Here is a 21,664-nt window from a genome sequence, read left to right on the forward strand (position 1 = left end):
AATGAGGCTGCCAGGCAGCCTCAGGGTTAAAGGTCAGCGAGGATTGGCCGCGCCCGTACCGCCAGCGTTGGCATTGGCGTTAGCAGGAGCGACCGGCGTGACGGGGTACGTGTCGAGCGTTTTGTCGTCCAGCTTTTTGGCCTCGGACGGCAGAATGGCCGGGCGCGTGGCCGCATCGGTCAGGAAGTCGATCACACGCATCAGCGCTTCCGGCGGCGGCTGGCGCTTCACCTGGGTGTGAATGCTGTATTTCGCGCGCGTGTCGGTGGAGCGGGTTTGCTGCGCTTTATGCGAAACGCGTCCGCTGATCTTCACGCTGAACGGCCCCCAGCCCACCGACGCCTCAAGTGAAGCTTCCGCCGCGGTTTCGCTGTTGCTGGATTCGCTCTGCGAGACTTCCAGCTCGAAGTCGATGGTCCCTTCTTCGATGCTGATGTTCGGGTGAGAAATCGCCGCCAGCAGCGGGATGCGCATGGTCTTTTTCACCACGCCCTGAATTACGCCTTTTTCATCCACCACGGTTTCGTCGTAGTCGAACTGCACCGCCTCCGCCTTGCCGTCTTTGATACAGACGGAAAGCAGGAAGTCGGCATACGCTTTGCTGGCCTGCACCTGCGCTTTGATCATCGCCTGCAGCGGCCCGCCAATCATGTGTTCCAGCGGCAGCGCATTAATGACCGATCCAATAAATTGAGAATCCATAATGCTTACTCCTGTGAGTGTGTAAGAACGTCGCGATGCGAATTCGCAGGAGTCACATTACCGGGCGGGAAATAGGCGAAATAGTCGCCTGATGACGGAGGACGACGAGGGAAAATGGCCCAGGACATTGGGAATAGTCCCGCTTAATCCTTCGAATGTTAACGATATGAGCGGTTGGCGCCGGAGGGTGCTGCGCCGCCATAGCGGAATGCTCTACACTCCTTGTCAGTGTCCACAACAAAGGAAACCGCGATGACCATCATCAAAAGTTACGCCGCGCACGAAGCTGGCGCAGAGCTTGAGCTCTATGAGTACGACGCAGGCGAGCTGAAGCCTGAGGATGTGGAGGTTGAGGTTGAGTACTGCGGCATCTGCCACTCCGATCTCTCGATGATCGACAACGAATGGGGCATTTCGGCGTATCCGCTGGTTGCGGGCCACGAGGTGATTGGCCGCGTGAGTTCACTGGGCGCCAGCGCGCAGAACAAGGGCCTGAAAGTGGGCCAGCGCGTCGGTATCGGCTGGACGGCGTCGAGCTGCGAGCACTGCGACGCGTGTATCAGCGGCAATCAGGTGAACTGCCAGCACGGCAGCGTGCCGACTATCCTGAACCGCGGCGGTTTCGCCGATAAAATTCGCGCGAACTGGCAGTGGGTGATCCCGATGCCGGAAAATATCGACGCCGCCTCCGCCGGCCCGCTGCTGTGCGGCGGCATTACGGTGTTCAAACCGCTGCTGATGCATCACATCACCGCCACCAGCCGTGTCGGCGTTATCGGCATTGGCGGCCTCGGCCATATCGCCATCAAGCTGCTGCGCGCGATGGGCTGCGAAGTGACAGCGTTCAGCTCGAACCCGTCAAAAGAGCAAGAGATCCTGGCGATGGGCGCGGATAAAGTGGTGAACAGCCGCGACCCGAAAGCGCTGGAAGCGCTGGCCGGCCAGTTCGATCTGATCATCAACACCGTGAACGTGTCGCTCGACTGGATGCCCTATTTCCAGGCGCTGGCCTGGGGCGGGAATTTCCACACGGTCGGCGCGGTGATGAAGCCGTTCGAAGTGCCGGCGTTCTCGCTCATTATGGGCGACCGCAGCGTGACCGGCTCCGCGACCGGCTCCCCGCACGAGCTGCGCTCGCTGATGAAGCTCGCGGCGCGCGCCAAAGTGGCCCCGCAAACCGAAGAGTTCCCGATGTCGCGCATCAACGAGGCGCTGCAACACGTGCGTGACGGCAAAGCCCGCTACCGCGTGGTGCTGAAAGCGGATTTCTGAAGTTAAGAGTAAAAGCAAAGGCGCCACGGGCGCCTTTTTTTATGGTTTGTCGCATGGGGTAACGGGTTTTAAATGGTGATGCCTGCGCTTACCGCCCCCAGCAACTGCAGGTGTGTTACTTTGCGCTTATCGACGCCAGTAGTTGATCAAACCACGGTACCGCCTGTTTAAGCGTCTCCAGCGCGCTACGCAACGGCGCAAAGACCTCATCGTCTGGCGCAAATTCGCCATACTTCTGCCAGGTTTGCGCCAGCAACTGCGCATCCAGCGTGACAGGCAGAAATAAAACGCCACGGCTATTTTTACGAAAACCGAGCTCATCCAGTGCGTTAAGCAACGCCTGCTGGGCAGTGCGTAGCTTTTCATTCACCGCTCTCTGGCCGCCAAAGCGTCGGTAATCAGGAACAAAACGAAACCCATAAGGGCTACGGCTCACGCCATCATCCGTTAATAAAGCGAGATAGTAATCGTTGCCACTATCCTCAACCGGCCCAACGTCAAACCAGGCACGAACGGGTTCCTCTTCCATAGCCCAGGTCATCCAGCAACTGCCCCGCTTCTGCAGATCAAACTCCCCCTGCCAACCCGTCGCTTCTGCAAAAGTTTCCAGACACTGCGAAAAACCTGTCCAGAAAGCCGGGTCGAGCTGCGTTTCAAACAGCGTTACTGCCTCGTTGAACATCGCGAGCCGGGAGAAAATCAGCGCGCCAGCGTCTCGTTGTGTATCCGGCATATCATGGGCCTCATTAACATTAAAACTGGCGGATATGATGAAGAAAGCGGCGTGCCGCCTGTTCAGCCATATGGCGTGTGGGCGGTTTCTCAACTGGCTCCCTGAAGTGCGGGCGCAGACCATGCTCCAGCACGCGAGCCAGGGTCTTCCAGCTGATACAGCGTGTATTGTCGCTGGAGGAACAGGTGCGAGGTGGCCTGCCGTCAGGCGTCAGAAACAAAATGGCTGAAGCCCGTTTACCCGCGCGGCGGGCCGCCGCAGCGGCGTAACGTGCCAGTTGATCCGGCTGTTCACCGGCATCGATTTTGGCTTCAATGAGCAGATAAAAGGTATCGGCATCAATCACGATATCCACCCGTTCGCTGCTGTTGCCATCGGGAAGCGCTTCGGCTTTTACACGACAGGTATGAAATTCTACCGGCAGGACATGGGCCAGTAACGCCTGAAGCGCCAGCGCGCCGAAACCATGGCTGCCTTTGGGATCCAGCAGCCAGGCCAGCACCCGCGTATTCGCGACTTCCTTGCGAGAAAGCCCCGCCACGGCCCATGGGTCGAAAAGCGGAGCGCTGGCCTTATGGGTGTCGAACGCCTGCGCCAGGCTATCCATAAATGAGATGAGCGCCGCGGAATCATACGGCGCAGCTTCCTTGCGAGCGCGGGGAGAAGGTTCAACCGTGCGAACCCGCGCAAACGCGTCAAAGAACTGCGAGAGCGTCTCGTGCAAGGTAGAAGGTGGCTCACTCATGGCGCGGTTCTCCTTTTCTCAGGTACGCCATTGCACCACTTTCTGAATCACCTCATGCACCGGCACCACGCCATAGAGCATCTCGTCCTGCGAAATCCAGACCGGGGCCGCCAGCAGCAGCGCGGTGGCGATAGCAATAGCCAGCAGCGAGCCGAGCAGCCAGCGGCTGCGCAGCCTTCCCTGCTGCTTGCTCCATGCGGTGAGCGGCTTGCCAAACTGGCGGCGGAGCCAGTTGCTTCGCCACAGATAACCCGCCAGCGTGCCGACCAGCGCAATACAGACCATCGGTATGCCATGCGCCAGGGCGATACCCTGTAGCCCCGCCTGCACATTCCACACGCCATCAATATGGCCAGGGGCTGTCAGGTATATACGCCCGGTATCGACGTTCATCATTCCCTGCCGTTGCCAGGTCGTTACCACCGGCAGCAACAGATACATCATCAGCGCCGTGAACAGGCTCCACTTCGCCATCGACCAGCGCTGCACCGCGCTGACGATATTGCCGAGGCTTGCGATCGCCTCGTTGAGATACGGCGTGGCGAACGCCCGGTTCAGCGCCTCGCGAAGCGCGTCGCCCCGCTTGCCGCGGCTATGTTCGATAAGCATCGCCTGGTGCGCTTCTGATTCCATAAACGTCTGCACCGTTTTACGGCTGGCGGCCCCTACCCACGGGTTGCGGCGTTTGCCCGGCGTCGCCTGGCGCACCAGCATATCGAGATCGTTTTTGAGCAGCGCCTGTAATACGTGCCCGGCATCGAGGATGTGCGGCGTCACGCCGTAGAGGATCCAGCGGATGGGCTCGTCGCCCGCTTCCGGGAGCGGGCTTTCCAGCCGGCCAAAAGGTACGTTCGCGTCATAAATGACATGCACGTCGCGACGCGCGTAATCCACATCATTATATGTCAGCGCAACCGGGCCGTAACTGCCGAGCGACGGCACGCCCGCCTTATATAGCCCCTCGCGGATATACTCCGGCACGTCGGCCTGCGGGTAGACCAGTTGATAGTCCGGCGTGGCGGTCGCTTTCAGTGAGGTAATGTGTGAAATCACCCCTGTGCCGCTACAGGGTACACACTGTTTTTTACCGGAGCCGCCGCAGCCGTTACAGGTCACCCTGCCGCCGTAACAGGTGGGGCAGCTCTCGTAGTAGTTTTCGATACGGTTTTGTTTGGTGTAATGATCGTAATAACTGCGCTGGCGCATCACCTGCCCGCTGCCGCCGCAGCCATAGCAGGAAATTTTCCCGGAGCCGTGACATTGGCCGCAGTTCACCGAGCCTCTGCCGTGGCAGTTATTACAGTTTTCCGTAAGGCAGACGCGCATCGGGTGAAAGTAGACCACCTCTTCACTTTGCCAGTCGCCATAAGGGCGCGAGAGCAGCGATGCCCGCGCGTCATCCAGCGTTTTGTCGCGTGCGAGTATGGCGCTGGTCTGCGCCTGTAAAGCACGCTCATACTCCGTGCGCGAGTGGCAGACATCGATATCCCGCCCTGCGGAAACCCGCCCGGCCTGGCTTGCCGTGTCGGTGCGGACGTTAAAAATCAGCCGCAGGCTTATCTGGTAGTGGAAATCGATATAGTCGACAGGCACGACGCTAAGCTCGCCCGGCTCAAGGCGCGTGGAGTCGCGAACGAAGTTCTGGATGGTGGTATCGCAGGCGGCAAGCCAGGCGTCTTTCATGATGTCTCCTCAGGCGAAATAGCCCGTCAAAATGCAGGCCGCCGTCAGAGTGGGCCGCTCATCGCGTTTTAAAGGGGGAAAAGGCGGAATGGTAGCATAGCGCGGGAGAAGGCTATGCTCCTGATTCTGGTGGGGATACGGCGAGGTACGTGGTGTAGTCATAGTGGCGTGGTGGACGCGCAAGGCTCACCTACACTACATCAGAGCATGAGGTGGCGCGGTGGGTTCAGGGCTTTACAGGGCGGGTAAGCGCAAGCGCCCCCGCCATCAGACGTGAATAATCATAAAGGTGGGTGCGCTTCCCCCCTGCAGCATCGCTATGTCATCGCCTTAAACACTTCGGCGATGGCGACCGCGCCCGGGTCTTCCACTCCTTCGAGGTTATCGCGCCCTATATAGGACGAGCGCCCGGCCCTGGCTTTGCCCATCTGCGCGGTGGCCTTTGCCCCCTGCTCTGCGGCCTGTGCGGCGGCGGCGAGATCGTGGCGCTGCAACGCCTCCAGCGCCGGTTGCAGGGCGTCGATAAGCGTGCGGTCGCCAGGCGCCGCGCCGCCGTAATGTTTCATCTGCGCAAGGCCCACCAGCAAGGCGTCGGGTAACGGCGCCCCCTCGGCCACCTTCTGCCCGGCGGCGGTGAAAAATATCGACATCAGCACGCCGCTGGAGCCGCCCATCACAGTGGCGAGCCGCTCACCGATAAGCTGTAACAGCGCGGCGGTGTCGTTCAGCGGCAACTGGTTTTGCGCCAGCTTCTGCGCAATATCGCGCGCGCCTGCGGCAAAAGTGGAGCCGGTATCGCCGTCGCCCACCTTTGCGTCGAGCGCATTCAGCCGCGCCTCCAGCGCAATAAGCGTCGAAGTGGCGTTGTCCACCAGCGCCCGGGCATGCGAATTATCAGACGCCACGGCCTCCACGCTGTCTCGCACCCGCGGATGCGGCTCGGTATGCACTTCGCCAGACGGCACCGGCGGCAGCCAGCCTGCGGTCTCTACCGGCGCGGTGAGCGCCTGTTCAAAGGTGTCGTTAAGCGGCAGCAACGAGAGCGAAAAGCCTTTCATATCCAGCGCGCTCACCAGCGGCGCCGGGCCAATAAGCCAGTCGATGCGGTCTTTCAGCGCCGAGCGCGATAGCTCACGGGTCAGCAGCGACATTTCAAGCGTTGAGGTGCCGCCGAGGTTATTGATCAGCACCGCGAGGCGCGCGTCGGCGGGCACATGCGGCGCGAGGCGTTCCACCAGCATATCGACGATTTCCCGGCTGTTCTGAGTGCTAATGGTGCTCGCTCCCGGTTCGCCATGAATGCCAAGCCCCAGCTCCGCCTCACCGGGTTTGATGCGCCCGTCCTCGTCTCTGCTGCCCGGCAGATTGCAGGTTTGCAGCGCCACGCCGAGGCTTTTTACCGCGTCGCTCGCCTGCTGCGCCAGCGCGCGCACGTCACTCAGCGATTTCCCCTGTTCGGCGGCGAAACCGGCGATTTTATGCACCAGCGCCGTCCCGGCGATGCCGCGCGGCTGCTTGTTATCCGCGAGCGCCACGTCATCCGCGACAATCACCATCTCCACGTTCAGCCCGTGGCGTTTGGCTTTTTCCGCCGCCAGCCCGAAGTTCAGCCGGTCGCCGGTGTAATTTTTAACAATCAGCAGGCAGCCGCGATCGCCGGTAACCGCCACGATGGCGTTCAGCACCGCCTCCACGCTCGGCGAGGCAAAGAGGTCGCCGCATACCGCCGCAGTGAGCATTCCCTTACCGACAAATCCGGCATGGGCAGGCTCATGGCCGGAGCCGCCGCCGGAGATAACCGCCACGTTGCTTTTATCCCAGTCGCGGCGAGCCACAACGCGGATGGCGGGGTCGATATCAAGGCGGGTAAGGTTTTGATGGCGAGCGGAGAGGATCAGGCCGTCAACGGCGTCATTAATGAGGTGTTTACGGTCGTCAAAGAAGAATCTGGACATGATTTCCTGCGAGTCAGTGAACGGTATGCAAAGCATAGTCGTTTCACAGGCAGGCGGCACTCAGCGCCCGTATTCGCCGTAGCCGCGCCGCTGTTGCAGGCGGTCCAGCCAGCGCCCAGCGAAGTGAACGCCCACTAACACCACAGCCAGGCACGCCGTGTGCAGCCAGAAGGCGACGCGCCCGTCAAAAATAAAGAAGCTGATAATGAAATACGGCAGCGTGGCGACCGCTGTCGCCAGCAGCAGATGCTCGCCGAGGGTAAACAGGCGCAGCACGTCATCGGCATCCGCCTCCTGGGCGGAACCTGCCGTCACGACGCCCACCGCCAGGCTGCGGCTATCGACATGCCGTGCGAGCAGCACGAAGAACAGCGCCAGCAGGGCAAACAACCCGGCTTCGCACAGGAGCCATGACAGCGCATCGCGAAAATAAAAGTAAGTACCCGCTATCACCGCCAGCACAAGCACTTCCGGGATGAAGACAAGATAAGAGACAAACAGCAGTAACAGCGAGGCGAGTCTTTTCATGGCATCCCTGCAAACGTGAAAAGCGAGCAAAACGCACTCCCCCAGGCGTGAGGGAGTGCGGCAGGCGTCAGGCGCGTTTCATCAGCAGCCAGAGGCTTATCAGGAAGAAACTGGCGCTCGGCAGCAGCGCGCCGATAATCGGCGGAATGCCGTACACCAGGCTCAGCGGGCCGAAGATCTGATCCAGTACGTAGAAGATAAAACCGAAGCTGATGCCGGTAACTACGCGCACGCCCATCGGTACGCTGCGCAGCGGCCCGAAGATAAACGACAGCGCCATCAGCATCATCACCGCCACCGAGAGCGGCTGGAAGATTTTGCTCCACATATTGAGCTGGTAGCGGCTGGCGTCCTGACCGCTCGCCTTCAGATACGTGACGTAGTTGCGCAGGCCGCTAATCGACAGCGCATCCGGATCGAGCGCCACAACGCCAAGTTTGTCCGGCGTCAGGTTGGTTTTCCAGGTGCCGGTCAGCGTCTGGGAGCCGGTAATTTGCTGCGGATCTTTCAGGTTCGATTCATCCACCTGCGACAGGCGCCACAACTTGTGTTCAGCATCGAACTTCGCGCTGGCGGCGTAGCGCACCGACTGCAAGCGTCGCTTATCATTAAACGAATAGATGCTGATGCCGCCAAGCTCGTTCTCGCCTTTTACGCGTTCGATATAGACGAAGTTGCTGCCGTCTTTCGCCCACATGCCCTGCTGGGTCGAAAGCAGCGAGCCGCCATACATCTGCTGCGCGCGCAGGTTACGGGCCATCTGCTCGCCCTGCGGCGCCACCCATTCGCCGATGGCCATCGTGAAGATCACCAGCGGAATGGCGGTTTTCATCACGGCCGCCGCCACCTGCATACGCGTAAAGCCGGACGCCTGCATGACCACCAGCTCGCTGCGCTGCGCCAGCATCCCGAGGCCCAGCAGCGCGCCGAGCAGCGCGGCCATCGGGAAGAAGATCTGAATATCTTTCGGCACGCTCAGCAGCGTATAGGTCCCGGCGCCAAGCGCGGTATAGCTGCCTTCGCCAGTCTTTTTCAGCTGATCCACGAACTTGATGATGCCCGACAGCGACACCAGCATGAACAGCGTCATCATTATGGTGTTAAAAATTGTTCTGCCGATGTACCGGTCGAGAACGCTAAATCCCAGCATCGATCACTCCCCGACGCGCAAAACGGGCGCGAATGCGGCGCACCGGCACGGTGTCCCACAGGTTCAGCGCTACGGCCAGCGCCAGATAAAGCAGGTTGACGGCCCACATCCAGATCATCGGATCAAGCTTGCCTTTCGCGCCGTTAGAGCGCAGCGAGGTCTGGAGCAGGAAGAAGATAAGGTAGAGCAGCATCGCGGGCAGCATTGAGAGCACGCGGCCCTGACGCGGGTTGACCACCGAGAGCGGCACAACCATCAGCGCCATCACAATGACCGCGAACACCAGCGTCAGGCGCCAGTGAAACTCGGCGCGGGCCGATTTGGAATCGGACTGCCAGAGCGTTTTCATGTCCATCTGCTCGGCATCGTCCGGATCCAGCGCCACGGCCTGATGCCCGATAATCGCCTGGTAATCTTTAAAATCGGTGATGCGGAAATCGCGCAGCAGCGCGGTGCCCTCAAAGCGGGTGCCCTGATTGAGCGTCACCACCTGCGAGCCGTCCTTACGCTGGGAGAGCTCGCCGGAATCCGCGACAACCACGGAAGGACGCGCGTTGCCTTTCGGGCGCAACTGCGCCAGGAACACGTCTTTGAATTTGCTGCCGTCCACGCTTTCGATGAACAGCACCGCGTTGCCGTCGGTCGCCTGCTGGAACTGGCCCTGCGCGAGCGCCGCCATGCCAGGGTTGGCTTTCGCCTCCGCCAGCACTTCGTCCTGATGACGCGACGACCAGGGGCCGGCCCACATCACATTCACCGCAGCGACAATGCCAGTCAGCAGCGCCAGCACCATCGCGGCCTTCACCAGCACCGCTTTGCTCAGCCCGCAGGCATGCATCACGGTGATTTCGCTTTCGGTATAGAGCCTGCCGAGCGTCATCAAGAGCGCGAGGAACAGGCTTAACGGCAGGATGAGCTGCGCCATTTCCGGCACGCCCAGGCCAAGCAGAGAGAGCACGAGGTTAGTCGGGATATCGCCGTCCACCGCCGCGCCAAGAATTCTCACCAGCTTCTGGCAGAAGAAGATCAGCAGCAGGATGAACAAAATCGCCAGTTGGCTTTTGAGCGTCTCCCGAACCAGATATCTTATGATTATCACATTAAATACGCCTGTGAATACGAGTCTTTTTGCAGGAAAATCGCTTGTTTCATGGCTTAAACGTCATTTATTCTCTTGAGTCGTCGAAAAGATCGCTAAGATTACATATCTTAACGGCTTCGCGCTTCAAGCGTTGCTGACGAGCCGAAACCAAAACAACATTCGTTAAGATTAACACGAAGTCATCGCAACAGCGGAGCAAGAGTTACGAAGTGGTCAATTCTATCTGTAGCCGCCGCCGTTGTCTTTAAGATTCAGGAGCGTAGTGCATGGAGTTCAGTGTAAAAAGCGGGAGCCCGGAAAAACAGCGCAGTGCCTGCATTGTGGTAGGCGTTTTCGAACCGCGCCGTCTCTCTCCCATCGCCGAACAACTCGATAAAATCAGCGACGGCTATATCAGCGCCCTGCTGCGTCGCGGCGAGCTGGAGGGCAAACCGGGCCAGACCTTGTTGCTTCATCACGTTCCGAATGTGTTGTCAGAACGTATCCTTCTGATCGGCTGCGGCAAAGAACGCGAGCTGGATGAGCGCCAGTACAAACAGGTGATTCAGAAAACCATTAACACCCTGAATGATACCGGGTCGATGGAAGCGGTCTGCTTTCTGACCGAGCTGCACGTCAAGGGCCGCAATACCTACTGGAAAGTGCGCCAGGCGGTTGAAACCGCGAAAGAGACGCTATACAGCTTCGATCAGCTCAAGACCAACAAGAGCGAGCCGCGTCGCCCGCTGCGTAAAATGGTATTCAACGTGCCGACGCGCCGTGAACTCACCAGCGGCGAACGCGCTATCCAGCATGGCCTGGCGATTGCCTCCGGCATTAAAGCGGCCAAAGATCTGGGCAACATGCCGCCGAATATCTGCAACGCCGCTTACCTCGCCTCCCAGGCCCGCCAGCTGGCGGACGCGTTCAGTAAAAACGTCGTCACTCGCGTCATCGGCGAGCAGCAGATGAAAGAGCTGGGCATGCATTCGTACCTCGCGGTCGGGGCAGGCTCTCAGAACGAATCTCTGATGTCGGTTATTGAATATAAAGGCAGCAGCGAGCCAGACGCCCGTCCGATTGTCCTGGTGGGCAAAGGGCTGACCTTTGACTCCGGCGGCATCTCGATCAAACCCTCCGAAGGGATGGACGAGATGAAATATGACATGTGCGGCGCGGCGGCGGTTTACGGCGTGATGCGCATGGTAGCCGAGCTGAACCTGCCGGTGAACGTCATCGGGGTGCTGGCGGGCTGCGAGAATATGCCTGGCGGACGCGCATATCGTCCAGGCGACGTGCTGACCACCATGTCTGGCCAGACCGTTGAAGTGCTGAACACCGACGCTGAAGGCCGCCTGGTGCTGTGCGACGTGCTGACGTACGTCGAGCGCTTCGAGCCGGAAGTGGTGATTGACGTCGCGACGCTGACCGGCGCGTGCGTTATCGCGCTTGGTCATCACATCACCGGGCTGATGTCGAACCACAATCCGCTGGCGCATGAGCTTATCGGCGCTTCGGAACAGGCGGGCGACCGCGCGTGGCGTCTGCCGCTGGCGGATGAGTTCCAGGAACAGCTGGAGTCCAATTTCGCGGATATGGCGAACATCGGCGGCCGTCCTGGCGGGGCGATAACGGCGGGTTGCTTCCTGGCGCGCTTTACCCGCAAATATAACTGGGCGCACCTGGATATCGCCGGTACCGCGTGGCGCTCTGGCAAAGCCAAAGGCGCGACTGGCCGCCCGGTAGCGATGCTGTCGCAGTTCCTGCTGAACCGCGCCGGGTTTAACGGCGAAGAGTGATGTTAAAGGCCGGGGCTTACCCGGCCGTAACAACTGTCCGCAGGGCGAGTCAGCGCGGCGCGCCCGCCGCAAATATTAACGGTGGATGCGCGTCGCTTATCCACCCTGCCAACACCCTACATGCACGACGGCGGCGAGGCACTTCCCCGCCGGGCGGGTCAGCGCAGCGCCACCCGCCATTCCCAGGCAGCCAACAACGAGGCAACGTGAAAGATCACGGGTTTAGCTTATGAAAAACGCAACGTTCTACCTGCTTGACAACGACACGCCCGTCGACGGGCTGAGCGCACAAGAAGCGCTGGTGTGCGACGTTGCCGCAGAACGCTGGCGCGCGGGGAAACGTATCCTGATAGCCTGCGTCGATGAAGCCCAGGCGACCCGCATCGACGAGGCGCTCTGGAAGCGCGATCCGGACAGCTTCGTGCCGCATAACCTGGCGGGCGAAGGGCCGCGAGGCGGCGCGCCGGTAGAGATAGCCTGGCCGCAAAAACGCGGCAGCAGCCCGCGCGAGCTGCTGATAAGCCTGCTGCCGGATTTCGCAGCTTTTGCCACTGCTTTCTATGAAGTGGTAGACTTCGTACCTTACGACGAATCCCAGAAACAACTGGCGCGCGAACGCTACAAAGCCTATCGCGCCGCCGGTTTCCACTTGACCACGGCCACCTTCACGGCGCCCGGAACGACACAGTAGAAATGGAAAAGACATATAACCCCCAAGATATCGAACAGCCGCTTTACGAGCACTGGGAGCAGCAGGGCTATTTCAAACCCAACGGCGACGAGAGCCAGGAAAGCTTCTGCATCATGATCCCGCCGCCAAACGTCACCGGCAGTTTGCATATGGGTCACGCCTTCCAGCAAACCATCATGGACACCATGATCCGCTACCAGCGCATGCAGGGAAAAAACACCCTGTGGCAGGTCGGTACTGACCACGCCGGTATCGCCACCCAGATGGTGGTTGAGCGTAAAATCGCCGCTGAAGAGGGCAAAACCCGCCACGATTACGGTCGCGACGCGTTCATCGACAAAATCTGGGAGTGGAAAGCGGAATCCGGCGGCACCATCACCCGCCAGATGCGTCGTCTGGGTAACTCGGTCGACTGGGAGCGCGAACGCTTCACTATGGATGAAGGTCTTTCCAACGCGGTGAAAGAGGTCTTCGTCCGTCTTTATAAAGAAGATCTGATCTATCGCGGCAAGCGTCTCGTGAACTGGGACCCGAAACTGCGTACCGCCATCTCTGACCTCGAAGTGGAAAACCGCGAGTCGAAAGGCTCCATGTGGCACATCCGCTACCCGCTGGCGGACGGCGCGAAAACCGCTGACGGCAAAGATTACCTGGTGGTCGCCACCACGCGTCCGGAAACCCTGCTGGGCGATACCGGCGTTGCCGTTAACCCGGAAGATCCTCGTTATAAAGATCTGATTGGTAAATTTGTCGTGCTGCCGCTGGTGAACCGCCGCATTCCGATCGTCGGCGATGAACACGCCGATATGGAAAAAGGCACCGGCTGCGTGAAGATAACGCCAGCGCACGATTTCAACGACTACGAAGTGGGTCGTCGTCATCAGTTGCCGATGATCAACATCCTGACCTTTGACGGCGATATTCGCGAAAGCGCGGAAGTCTACGACACCAAAGGCAACGAATCTGACGTTTACTCAAACGAGATCCCGGCGCAGTTCCAGAAAATGGAGCGTTTCGCCGCGCGTAAAGCAATCGTGGCGGCCGTTGATGAACTCGGCCTGCTCGAAGAGATCAAACCGCATGACCTGACCGTGCCTTATGGCGATCGCGGCGGCGTGGTTATCGAACCGATGCTGACCGACCAGTGGTATGTGCGCGCCGATGTGCTGGCGAAGCCGGCGGTGGAAGCGGTTGAGAACGGCGATATCCAGTTTGTGCCGAAGCAGTACGAGAACATGTACTTCTCCTGGATGCGCGATATTCAGGACTGGTGTATCTCCCGTCAGCTCTGGTGGGGTCATCGCATCCCGGCGTGGTACGACGAGCAGGGCAACGTCTACGTTGGCCGCAGCGTTGACGAAGTGCGCCAGGAAAACAATCTCGGCGCGGATGTGGCGCTGCGCCAGGACGACGACGTGCTCGACACCTGGTTCTCCTCCGCGCTCTGGACATTCTCCACCCTCGGCTGGCCGGACAACACCGACGCGCTGCGTCAGTTCCACCCGACCAGCGTGATGGTCTCCGGCTTCGACATCATTTTCTTCTGGATTGCCCGCATGATCATGATGACCATGCACTTCATCAAAGATGAAAACGGCAAGCCGCAGGTGCCGTTCCACACCGTCTACATGACCGGGCTTATCCGCGATGACGAAGGCCAGAAGATGTCCAAATCCAAGGGCAACGTGATTGACCCGCTGGATATGGTTGACGGCATTTCCCTGCCGGACCTGCTTGCCAAGCGCACCGGCAACATGATGCAGCCGCAGCTGGCGGAGAAAATCCGCAAGCGCACCGAGAAGCAGTTCCCGGACGGCATCGAGCCGCACGGCACCGACGCCCTGCGCTTCACTCTGGCGGCGCTGGCCTCGACCGGTCGCGATATCAACTGGGATATGAAGCGTCTCGAAGGCTACCGCAACTTCTGTAACAAACTGTGGAACGCCAGCCGCTTCGTGCTGATGAATACCGAAGAGCAGGACTGCGGCTTCAACGGCGGCGAGAAAGTGCTGTCGCTGGCGGACCGCTGGATCCTGGCGGAATTCAACCAGACCGTGAAAGCGTACCGTGAGGCGCTGGATAACTTCCGCTTCGATATCGCGGCGGGCATCCTGTACGAATTCACCTGGAACCAGTTCTGCGACTGGTATCTGGAGCTCACCAAGCCGGTCATGAACGGCGGCTCTGAAGCCGAGCTGCGCGGCACCCGCAACACGCTGGTCACCGTGCTGGAAGGCCTGCTGCGTCTCGCGCACCCGATCATTCCGTTTATCACGGAAACCATCTGGCAGCGTGTGAAAGTGATTGCGGGCATCAATGCCGACACCATCATGCTGCAGCCGTTCCCGGCGTTTGACGCCTCACGCGTGGACGACGCGGCGCTGGCCGATACCGAGTGGCTGAAGCAGGCCATCATCGCCGTGCGCAACATCCGCGCCGAGATGAACATCGCGCCGGGCAAACCGCTGGAACTGCTGCTGCGTGGTTGCAGCGCTGACGCTGCGCGTCGTGTGAACGACAACCGCGGCTTCCTGCAGACGCTGGCGCGCCTCGAAAGCATCACCGTGCTGCCTGCCGATGACAAAGGTCCGGTATCCGTGACCAAAATTATCGACGGCGCCGAACTGCTGATCCCAATGGCGGGGCTTATTGATAAAGACGCCGAGCTAGCGCGTCTGGCTAAAGAAGTCGCCAAAATTGAAGGTGAAATCGGGCGCATCGAAAGCAAACTCGGTAATGAAGGCTTTGTGGCTCGCGCGCCGGAAGCCGTGATCGCGAAAGAACGTGAAAAACTCGCGGGCTATCACGAAGCGAAAGCGAAACTGATTGAACAGCAGGGCGTGATTAGCGCGCTTTAATTGCTGTGTTTAATGAAAAAGCCGGGGCGACCCGGCTTTTTTTATTACTGCACGCGGCGATTAATTTCCCTTAATACCAACGGGCGACATTATCCCCTGCCCGTTTATTCTGGCGGACGTAAAATATAAAAAAACGGCGCTCCTGAGAGCGCCGTTTTTATTTACCCGGACGCGAGGCCCGGAGACGTATTTTTCAGAGTGCGAAAGGCAGAACGGAGAAACCGCGGCCCAGCACGCTTGCCGGATCGTTACGCGGCTGCTCGTCGTGATCGACCAGCGCCAGGTTATCCAGCTCGCCATCCACATGGGTATTTTCCAGCAGGTAGCGGGTCAGGCGCACTTTCGCCCACGGCCACGCCAGGCCAGCGGTAATACCGCAGACGATGAAATTGCTCAGGATCAGCCACACAAAGGTGCCGACGCTCGCGGTGGAGCGGAATTTGATACCGCCTTCGAGGGACATCTGCTGATAAGCGTAGTTACGCACTTTAACGAACGCGAAGCTAAAGCAGACCAGGATGCCGACAAGATAAACCATATAGGCCATGAACATAGTGGAGAACATCGACAAGCCCGCGCTCAGCATGGCTTCTTCGCTTGCTCCACCGTACAGGCTTAGCTGTAAAACCTGGGTCATCATCGGAACGACCATCACCATCACGATAACGATAAACGGCACAAACAGCAGCATCGCTTTCAGGTAGATGAAGGTGCAGGTTTTGATGTTCAGGTTAATGGCGAAACGGTGTTTACCGTATTGCAGGTTATTGACCAGCAGCCCGTACCACTGGGCGGCGTAAATCCCCTGCATCAGCGCGGTACCGCCAAGGCCAACAACGGTGGAGAGCACAATGCCGACGATAATGCCGGTCAGGCTGGCGCTGGAGCCCGCGAGGGTAAACACCAGAGAGATAACTACAAAGATAAGCACGGCAATCAGCAGCGGGCAGCCGAGCATCACCCACCAGGCGCGCAGCGGGCTCGCTTTAAAGCTAAAACGCATCCCGTTAAGCTGGGTCATCAGCAGCTGGTAGCGCAGGCCCTGCATAATCAGGAACGGCGCGAAGGCGATAAACAGCACCACCATGCACAGCGTTAAAAAGGTATTCTCATGCACCGCGTTAATCAGGAACACGACGTAGAGGATAGCGAGGCACAGCCAGCCGACGAAAATCGCGCGGCCCGTGGCGTGGTAAGAAAAACGCGCGCCAGCAAGCTCCGTATTTTCATAGAAATAACGGCGCGCACGCACCATTGCCCAGGGTAAAAACAGCCCGGCGGTGAATACCGTTAACAGTATGTTGACCAGCCAGACGGGGAAATAACCACCGCCGCTGCCCTGAAACGAGAATGCGTGTGTCTTATTCCCTGCCAGGAATTTATTATCGTCTGACATAACAATCCTTATTCTGTAAAAAAGAAAAAAAGCGCCGTTATAACCTTTAACTTCTTAGGGTTAATTCAGTGCGTACTTTAGTGTAATAAAGGCCAAAGAAGAATAATAGCAACCAATATTCCTGGGCTTGCGTGTCTCTTCTGGTAATGGTATTAAGCACAACATTATGTTGAATATATGACATCAGAGCAGAAAATGAATGTTGAGGCGCCGGTTGACATTATCATGCGCCGGATGACGGCCGCGGATAACGCGACTGTCGCCCGGGTGATCCGCCAGGTTTCCGCAGAATATGGCCTGACCGCCGACAAAGGCTACACCGTCGCGGACCCGAATCTCGACGTGCTTTACACGCAATACAGCAAGCCGGGCCACGCGTATTGGGTCGTGGAACTCGATGGCGACGTGGTGGGCGGCGGCGGTATCGCGCCGCTGGCGTGTAGCCAGACGGATATCTGCGAGCTGCAAAAAATGTATTTTCTGCCCGTCGCGCGCGGCAGAGGGCTTGCCAAAAAGCTGGCGCTGCAGGCGCTGGAATTCGCCCGCGCTCAGGGGTATCGCCGCTGCTACCTGGAAACCACCGCGTTTTTAAAAGAGGCGATCGCGCTGTATGAACGTCTCGGTTTTACGCATATTTCCGAGCCGCTGGGCTGTACGGGGCATGTAGATTGCGAAGTCCGTATGTTAAAAACGCTCTGAAAGAATGAAATAAAAAAGCCGGGCTAACCCGGCTTTTTTTTATTGTTGCATGGAGATACGAATAGCCGGCCCCGCTTTTTCCGGCGGCAGTGCCAGCACGTCGCGCCAGAGTTCCTGCACCATGTTGCAGACCTGTTTTTCCTGGCCAACGCCTTTTTGCGGATCGGTAAAGACGTCAATCGTGTCGCCATATTTTGCCGCCAGCGCCTGGCCAATCGGGGCCAGCGTCTCTTCAGCCAGTTTCTGCTCTTCGCTCGTCACCTTATGCTGGTTCGGGCCGTAGCTTGCTGACAGCAGCTTCATCTCTACGTCCATCCGCTTCGCGATAACCTCTTTCGACAGCATCTGTACCGGGTTTACACCGCCTTTCACCTGCGGCATCAGGAAACGGAAACAGGCGTCGTCGCTGTGCTGCTGCATTTCGCGGGTCTGCTCCATATTGACGCGCATATACGCCATCACGTCCCTGTCCGGCGCGAACTGAATGCGCTGCATCTCCAGTTCCGCCATCTGCGCCTGCATCGTGTCGATAATATCCTGCTGCGTTTTGCCCTGCTTCGCCATTTCCACGGCCTGGTTACGCATGCGCGCATAAAACGCCGGATCGTTTTCTTTAATCAGCTTATAGAGCGGCATGCTGTTGAACGCTTCATCAAAGCCCTGCTCCGGCGAGGTTGCCTTGCTGCCTTTAAGCCAGGCGATATCTGCGACATTCCACAGCGCAATGCCGACGACAAATATCGCAATTGCGGCGAGTTTGTTGACTTTGCCTTTTTTATAGAGCGTCGAGGCGACGCCCGCGAGCGCAACGCCAACCACAGCGGAAAGCCAGACATGATGCCAGTTCATTTTTTATCCCTTTGGTATTGATAGTTTTTATATATCCCGCGCGCTTACGCTTGCGCCGGTATGCCGCTGTGAAAACGAAATTCGGCGTCGGGCTGGTTAATCAGCCGTGCTTCCGCTTCGCCCAGCGCCTGTACGCGCGGCGCGATATCTTCCGGTGAAATTCGTTGCGCCAGATCCAGGTAATCCTGATAGTGGCGCGCTTCCGAACGCAGCAACGACAGGTAAAACTTTTGCAAATCGTCATCCAGATACGGCGCCAGCGCGGCGAAGCGCTCACAGGAGCGCGCTTCGATATACGCGCCGCAAATCAGCTTATCGACAAGCGTCGCAGGCTCGTACGTGCGCATTTCGCGCCGCAGCCCGCGCGCGTAGCGGCTGGCGGTAATTTTCACGTAGGGGATGTTACGCGCCTGCATCACTTCGCGCACCTGCCAGAAGTGGTGTAGCTCTTCTTTGATAAGCAGCACCATGCTGTCGATAAGCGTCTGACCCCACGGGTCGTCAGTCTGCGGCATCACGCTTTTACCGATGCGCTTATGCAACGCCAGAAAATCCGGCTCCGGCCCTTCGCGGTAGGTAAAATCTTCATACGGCTTCAGCCAGCCGAGGAGTTCGTCAGAACCGCTCTTATCCGCGACATAGCGGCGAATCAGCAGCATCGCGGTTTGCGCGGCTTTCAGCTCGCAGATCATGTGGTCGGTCAGCAGCAGCGGCAGGTTTTCTGGCGCTCTGGCTTCATCTATCCAGGCTTGCGGGGTGGCGCAGTGAAGGAAATTTTTAACGGGGAGAAGGAGTGCGTCGTAATTCATGCGGGGTTCCTGAAATGCGGCAGCGCAGCGCTGCCGCATAATGCGACTTAGTGACGAACGCCGTCGTCGTCTTCATCCATGCCTTCGTCGTCTTCGTCTTCGCCGTCCGGGTCTTCGAAATAGGTGCCCCAGCCGTCATATTCGACATTGAATTTTTCCGCGAGGTTCATCAGCTGTTCAACCTGCGCGTCGATAAGCTCCGGGTTCAGCGCGCATTCGCTCAGCGCGTCGCAGCAGATCACCGTTTCGCCGCCCTCTTCCAGCTCCAGCTCTTCCGGGTCTGTCACTTCATAGCCAAGCTTAAAGACTTCAACCGCCAGTTTCTCCAGCGTATCGAAATCGTCTGCCGAGAAGTGGTGTTCAATGGTGTACAGTGCGTCAGGATCGCTGCCATCTTCAAGCAGCTCTTCAATAATCAGACGCGTCTCTTCGCGCTGCTCTTCCAGTAATTCCGGGTTTGCCATGGCTCGTTCCTCAGTGTGTCGGCAGATACCTTCTATTTTCACACACCATCGGGAATGCCTCCACCTTTCCCCGCAAAGTTTTAACCCGAGGGGTTGCAAATGCATATTCATACATATATGTTGAATTTTAATTCAATAAGTGGCGTCAGCCAGCGAGGGAAACATGACCGCCTTGTATCAAAAATCATTTTTAAAACTGCTCGATTTTACGCCCGCTCAGATCCATTCATTGCTGGCGCTTTCTGCAAAGCTAAAAAACGATAAGAAAAACGGCATTGAAGTTCAAAAACTTACCGGAAAAAATATTGCGCTCATCTTCGAAAAAGACTCGACCCGCACGCGATGCTCTTTCGAAGTTGCCGCATATGACCAGGGCGCGCGCGTGACTTATCTTGGCCCGAGCGGCAGCCAGATTGGGCATAAAGAATCAATTAAGGATACCGCCCGCGTGCTGGGCCGGATGTATGACGGCATTCAGTATCGCGGTTTTGGTCAGGAAATCGTCGAAACGCTGGCGCAATATGCTGGGGTGCCGGTGTGGAACGGCCTGACCGACGAGTTTCACCCGACGCAACTGCTGGCGGATCTGCTCACCATGCAGGAGCATCTGCCGGGGAAAACGCTCAATGAGATGACGCTGGTTTACGCAGGCGACGCGCGCAACAACATGGGCAATTCAATGCTGGAAGCCGCTGCGCTGATGGGCCTGGATTTACGTCTTGTCGCCCCGGAAAGCTGCTGGCCTGCGCCGGAGCTGGTGACCGAGTGCCAGGCGCTGGCGAAAGAGACTGGCGGGCGTATTACGCTCACCGAAGATATCGCCGCAGGTGTGAAAGGCGCGGATTTCATCTATACCGATGTCTGGGTGTCGATGGGCGAGGCAAAGGAAAAATGGGCGGAGCGTATCGCGCTGCTGCGCGCATATCAGGTTAACAGCCAGATGCTGGCGCTTACCGGCAACCCGAACGTCAAATTCCTGCACTGTTTGCCGGCGTTTCATGACGATCAGACGACGCTCGGTAAGCAGATGGCACAGGAATATGGCCTCAAAGGCGGCATGGAAGTGACCGACGAGGTGTTTGAGTCGCCCCACAGTATCGTGTTCGATCAGGCCGAAAACCGGATGCATACGATCAAAGCGGTGATGGTCGCGACGCTTTCGCAGTAAACGCACCCGCGATAGCCCAATGGTGGATGCGACGCGCTTACCCTTCTGCAAAACGACACACCGGAACGCACTATAATGACGGCGGGTAAGCGCACGCGCCCCCGCCTGGTTGACTTCTGGCGCTTACCCTCTGGAAACCCCTTACTCCATTAACATTTTCACCACGACTTTGCGTACCGGCGCTGGATCGCCAACCGCGCACAGCGGCTTGTGTACTTCGCCCGGCCAGAAAATCACGAAATCGCCCTCTTCCAGCACCACCGTCTTCTCCTGCGCGCCTGCGGGCAGGAAGGCGATATCTTTATCCGCAAGCCAGTCGGTCTCGGGTACGCCCGGCGGCAGGGTACTGAAAGTCATCCCCTCGCGGCCCGCCAGCACAATCTGGATATCCAGATAACGCGCGTGATACTCGGCGCGGCGGTCCACCAGCGGCTCTGTCGTATCTTCCGAAAGCAGGAAGAACAGCCGGTTGCCATCAAGATCGTATTTACCCGGCGCGGTCTGCGTCGTGACCTGTTGCTTCACCCGCTCAATAGCCTCGCGGAACGGCGCAGGCAGCCAGGCGCCCAGCGCGTGAATATTACCGATAATCATCGCCAACTCCTTATGTAAAACAGCGTTTCATTTTTACGTGTTATACGAGGAATCGCGTCGGTTCGCCACCGCTTTATCGAGGAAACCTGCTCTGACGCATAGTTATCGCACCAGCCGTTACGGGCTTGTTAATGCGCGCCCGACATTTATGCAGCATTTATGCATAACCCTGACGAATATAATTTGCAGCTTCATTACAGGCCCTTGTTTTAACAGCGTTTATGATAAAAAAGGCGATGCCGTCACGTTTTGCTTACCGTGCAGGCAGGCGCGATGGCGCCATAATTATTTGTCCTATTTTTCATAGCCACAAATAAACTTGCGCCGTTATCGCATAATAATATTCAGCGTTAATAAAAATCATTATTTATCAAAAATTTAAATTATTGAATGCGAATTAATCACAAACAATTTATTAACACGCCTGCATAAGACCTGCATTTTCTGCGTAGCGATTCATATCACCCGATGAATTAATTAAAGTTTCC

Annotated in this window: 19 protein-coding genes; 6 read left to right on the forward strand and 13 right to left on the reverse strand. The window is 58.1% G+C overall.

The window, feature by feature from the left end:
* Positions 1-33 precede the first annotated feature (33 nt).
* Positions 34-702, reverse strand: coding sequence for a DUF2589 domain-containing protein (locus AFK63_RS15855; protein ID WP_038865291.1), 669 nt, complete (start codon positions 700-702; stop codon positions 34-36).
* A 252-nt stretch (positions 703-954) separates the two neighbouring features.
* On the opposite strand from AFK63_RS15855, the gene ahr reads away from it, so the two are divergent.
* Positions 955-1,974 carry an NADPH-dependent aldehyde reductase Ahr gene (ahr, locus tag AFK63_RS15860; protein WP_038865293.1) on the forward strand — a complete coding sequence of 340 codons (1,020 nt, stop codon included), beginning with the start codon at positions 955-957 and terminating at the stop codon, positions 1,972-1,974.
* A 115-nt stretch (positions 1,975-2,089) separates the two neighbouring features.
* Here ahr and AFK63_RS15865 read toward each other — a convergent pair whose 3' ends face one another.
* The 7 genes from AFK63_RS15865 to lptF form a co-directional block, all read right to left on the reverse strand.
* The gene (locus tag AFK63_RS15865; protein ID WP_038865295.1) at positions 2,090-2,707 is read right to left on the reverse strand and encodes a hypothetical protein; all 618 of its coding nucleotides are present in this window, start codon (positions 2,705-2,707) and stop codon (positions 2,090-2,092) included.
* A 19-nt stretch (positions 2,708-2,726) separates the two neighbouring features.
* Complete coding sequence (locus AFK63_RS15870) at positions 2,727-3,452, reverse strand: PD-(D/E)XK nuclease family protein (protein WP_038865298.1); 726 nt, start codon at positions 3,450-3,452, stop codon at positions 2,727-2,729.
* Between the two features lie 18 nt (positions 3,453-3,470).
* Complete coding sequence (locus tag AFK63_RS15875; RefSeq protein WP_038865300.1) at positions 3,471-5,135, reverse strand: DnaJ-like cysteine-rich domain-containing protein; 1,665 nt, start codon at positions 5,133-5,135, stop codon at positions 3,471-3,473.
* Positions 5,136-5,452: 317 nt separating this feature from the next.
* Positions 5,453-7,090 carry a glycerone kinase gene (locus tag AFK63_RS15880; protein ID WP_038865302.1) on the reverse strand — a complete coding sequence of 546 codons (1,638 nt, stop codon included), beginning with the start codon at positions 7,088-7,090 and terminating at the stop codon, positions 5,453-5,455.
* 60 nt (positions 7,091-7,150) lie between these two features.
* Positions 7,151-7,618 carry a hypothetical protein gene (locus AFK63_RS15885; RefSeq protein ID WP_038865304.1) on the reverse strand — a complete coding sequence of 156 codons (468 nt, stop codon included), beginning with the start codon at positions 7,616-7,618 and terminating at the stop codon, positions 7,151-7,153.
* Positions 7,619-7,685: 67 nt separating this feature from the next.
* Entirely contained in the window at positions 7,686-8,768 is a 1,083-nt protein-coding gene (gene lptG / locus AFK63_RS15890) for an LPS export ABC transporter permease LptG (RefSeq protein ID WP_038865306.1), read from the reverse strand.
* Positions 8,755-9,867, reverse strand: a complete 1,113-nt coding sequence (gene lptF / locus AFK63_RS15895) for an LPS export ABC transporter permease LptF (RefSeq protein ID WP_038865308.1) — start codon at positions 9,865-9,867, stop codon at positions 8,755-8,757. Before lptF ends, lptG begins: the two co-directional genes overlap by 14 nt.
* Positions 9,868-10,136: 269 nt before the next feature.
* On the opposite strand from lptF, the gene pepA reads away from it, so the two are divergent.
* From pepA to AFK63_RS15910, 3 genes are all read left to right on the forward strand, one after another.
* On the forward strand, positions 10,137-11,648 hold the full coding sequence (pepA, locus tag AFK63_RS15900) for a leucyl aminopeptidase (protein WP_038865310.1): 1,512 nt from the start codon (positions 10,137-10,139) through the stop codon (positions 11,646-11,648).
* Between the two features lie 229 nt (positions 11,649-11,877).
* On the forward strand, positions 11,878-12,339 hold the full coding sequence (locus tag AFK63_RS15905) for a DNA polymerase III subunit chi (RefSeq protein WP_038865312.1): 462 nt from the start codon (positions 11,878-11,880) through the stop codon (positions 12,337-12,339).
* A 2-nt stretch (positions 12,340-12,341) separates the two neighbouring features.
* On the forward strand, positions 12,342-15,197 hold the full coding sequence (locus AFK63_RS15910; RefSeq protein ID WP_038865314.1) for a valine--tRNA ligase: 2,856 nt from the start codon (positions 12,342-12,344) through the stop codon (positions 15,195-15,197).
* Positions 15,198-15,390: 193 nt separating this feature from the next.
* On the opposite strand, the gene AFK63_RS15915 is transcribed toward AFK63_RS15910, so the two are convergent.
* On the reverse strand, positions 15,391-16,593 hold the full coding sequence (locus tag AFK63_RS15915; protein WP_038865315.1) for a YjgN family protein: 1,203 nt from the start codon (positions 16,591-16,593) through the stop codon (positions 15,391-15,393).
* A 195-nt stretch (positions 16,594-16,788) separates the two neighbouring features.
* On the opposite strand from AFK63_RS15915, the gene AFK63_RS15920 reads away from it, so the two are divergent.
* Positions 16,789-17,292 (forward strand): GNAT family N-acetyltransferase, encoded by a 504-nt coding sequence (locus AFK63_RS15920; RefSeq protein ID WP_038865317.1) that lies wholly within the window; start codon positions 16,789-16,791, stop codon positions 17,290-17,292.
* A 39-nt stretch (positions 17,293-17,331) separates the two neighbouring features.
* Here AFK63_RS15920 and AFK63_RS15925 read toward each other — a convergent pair whose 3' ends face one another.
* The 3 genes from AFK63_RS15925 to rraB are packed head-to-tail and all read right to left on the reverse strand — an operon-like array spanning position 17,332 to position 19,414.
* On the reverse strand, positions 17,332-18,141 hold the full coding sequence (locus AFK63_RS15925; protein WP_038865318.1) for a hypothetical protein: 810 nt from the start codon (positions 18,139-18,141) through the stop codon (positions 17,332-17,334).
* Between the two features lie 44 nt (positions 18,142-18,185).
* Entirely contained in the window at positions 18,186-18,950 is a 765-nt protein-coding gene (gene miaE / locus AFK63_RS15930) for a tRNA isopentenyl-2-thiomethyl-A-37 hydroxylase MiaE (protein WP_038865320.1), read from the reverse strand.
* A gap of 47 nt (positions 18,951-18,997) precedes the next feature.
* Positions 18,998-19,414, reverse strand: a complete 417-nt coding sequence (gene rraB, locus AFK63_RS15935) for a ribonuclease E inhibitor RraB (protein ID WP_038865322.1) — start codon at positions 19,412-19,414, stop codon at positions 18,998-19,000.
* 163 nt (positions 19,415-19,577) lie between these two features.
* On the opposite strand from rraB, the gene argF reads away from it, so the two are divergent.
* Positions 19,578-20,582 (forward strand): ornithine carbamoyltransferase, encoded by a 1,005-nt coding sequence (gene argF / locus AFK63_RS15940; RefSeq protein ID WP_038865325.1) that lies wholly within the window; start codon positions 19,578-19,580, stop codon positions 20,580-20,582.
* Between the two features lie 141 nt (positions 20,583-20,723).
* On the opposite strand, the gene AFK63_RS15945 is transcribed toward argF, so the two are convergent.
* Positions 20,724-21,176 carry a YhcH/YjgK/YiaL family protein gene (locus AFK63_RS15945; protein WP_038865327.1) on the reverse strand — a complete coding sequence of 151 codons (453 nt, stop codon included), beginning with the start codon at positions 21,174-21,176 and terminating at the stop codon, positions 20,724-20,726.
* Positions 21,177-21,664: the final 488 nt, after the last annotated feature.

Origin of the sequence: Cronobacter muytjensii ATCC 51329, from assembly GCF_001277195.1 — a bacterium.
Lineage (GTDB): Bacteria > Pseudomonadota > Gammaproteobacteria > Enterobacterales > Enterobacteriaceae > Cronobacter > Cronobacter muytjensii.

Coding starts and splice junctions, on each gene's coding strand:
- AFK63_RS15855 (WP_038865291.1), bottom strand. CDS start 702: ATGGATTCTCAATTTATTGGATCGGTCATTAATGCGCTGCCGCTGGAA.
- ahr (WP_038865293.1), top strand. CDS start 955: ATGACCATCATCAAAAGTTACGCCGCGCACGAAGCTGGCGCAGAGCTT.
- AFK63_RS15865 (WP_038865295.1), bottom strand. CDS start 2,707: ATGCCGGATACACAACGAGACGCTGGCGCGCTGATTTTCTCCCGGCTC.
- AFK63_RS15870 (WP_038865298.1), bottom strand. CDS start 3,452: ATGAGTGAGCCACCTTCTACCTTGCACGAGACGCTCTCGCAGTTCTTT.
- AFK63_RS15875 (WP_038865300.1), bottom strand. CDS start 5,135: ATGAAAGACGCCTGGCTTGCCGCCTGCGATACCACCATCCAGAACTTC.
- AFK63_RS15880 (WP_038865302.1), bottom strand. CDS start 7,090: ATGTCCAGATTCTTCTTTGACGACCGTAAACACCTCATTAATGACGCC.
- AFK63_RS15885 (WP_038865304.1), bottom strand. CDS start 7,618: ATGAAAAGACTCGCCTCGCTGTTACTGCTGTTTGTCTCTTATCTTGTC.
- lptG (WP_038865306.1), bottom strand. CDS start 8,768: ATGCTGGGATTTAGCGTTCTCGACCGGTACATCGGCAGAACAATTTTT.
- pepA (WP_038865310.1), top strand. CDS start 10,137: ATGGAGTTCAGTGTAAAAAGCGGGAGCCCGGAAAAACAGCGCAGTGCC.
- AFK63_RS15905 (WP_038865312.1), top strand. CDS start 11,878: ATGAAAAACGCAACGTTCTACCTGCTTGACAACGACACGCCCGTCGAC.
- AFK63_RS15910 (WP_038865314.1), top strand. CDS start 12,342: ATGGAAAAGACATATAACCCCCAAGATATCGAACAGCCGCTTTACGAG.
- AFK63_RS15915 (WP_038865315.1), bottom strand. CDS start 16,593: ATGTCAGACGATAATAAATTCCTGGCAGGGAATAAGACACACGCATTC.
- AFK63_RS15920 (WP_038865317.1), top strand. CDS start 16,789: ATGAATGTTGAGGCGCCGGTTGACATTATCATGCGCCGGATGACGGCC.
- AFK63_RS15925 (WP_038865318.1), bottom strand. CDS start 18,141: ATGAACTGGCATCATGTCTGGCTTTCCGCTGTGGTTGGCGTTGCGCTC.
- miaE (WP_038865320.1), bottom strand. CDS start 18,950: ATGAATTACGACGCACTCCTTCTCCCCGTTAAAAATTTCCTTCACTGC.
- rraB (WP_038865322.1), bottom strand. CDS start 19,414: ATGGCAAACCCGGAATTACTGGAAGAGCAGCGCGAAGAGACGCGTCTG.
- argF (WP_038865325.1), top strand. CDS start 19,578: ATGACCGCCTTGTATCAAAAATCATTTTTAAAACTGCTCGATTTTACG.
- AFK63_RS15945 (WP_038865327.1), bottom strand. CDS start 21,176: ATGATTATCGGTAATATTCACGCGCTGGGCGCCTGGCTGCCTGCGCCG.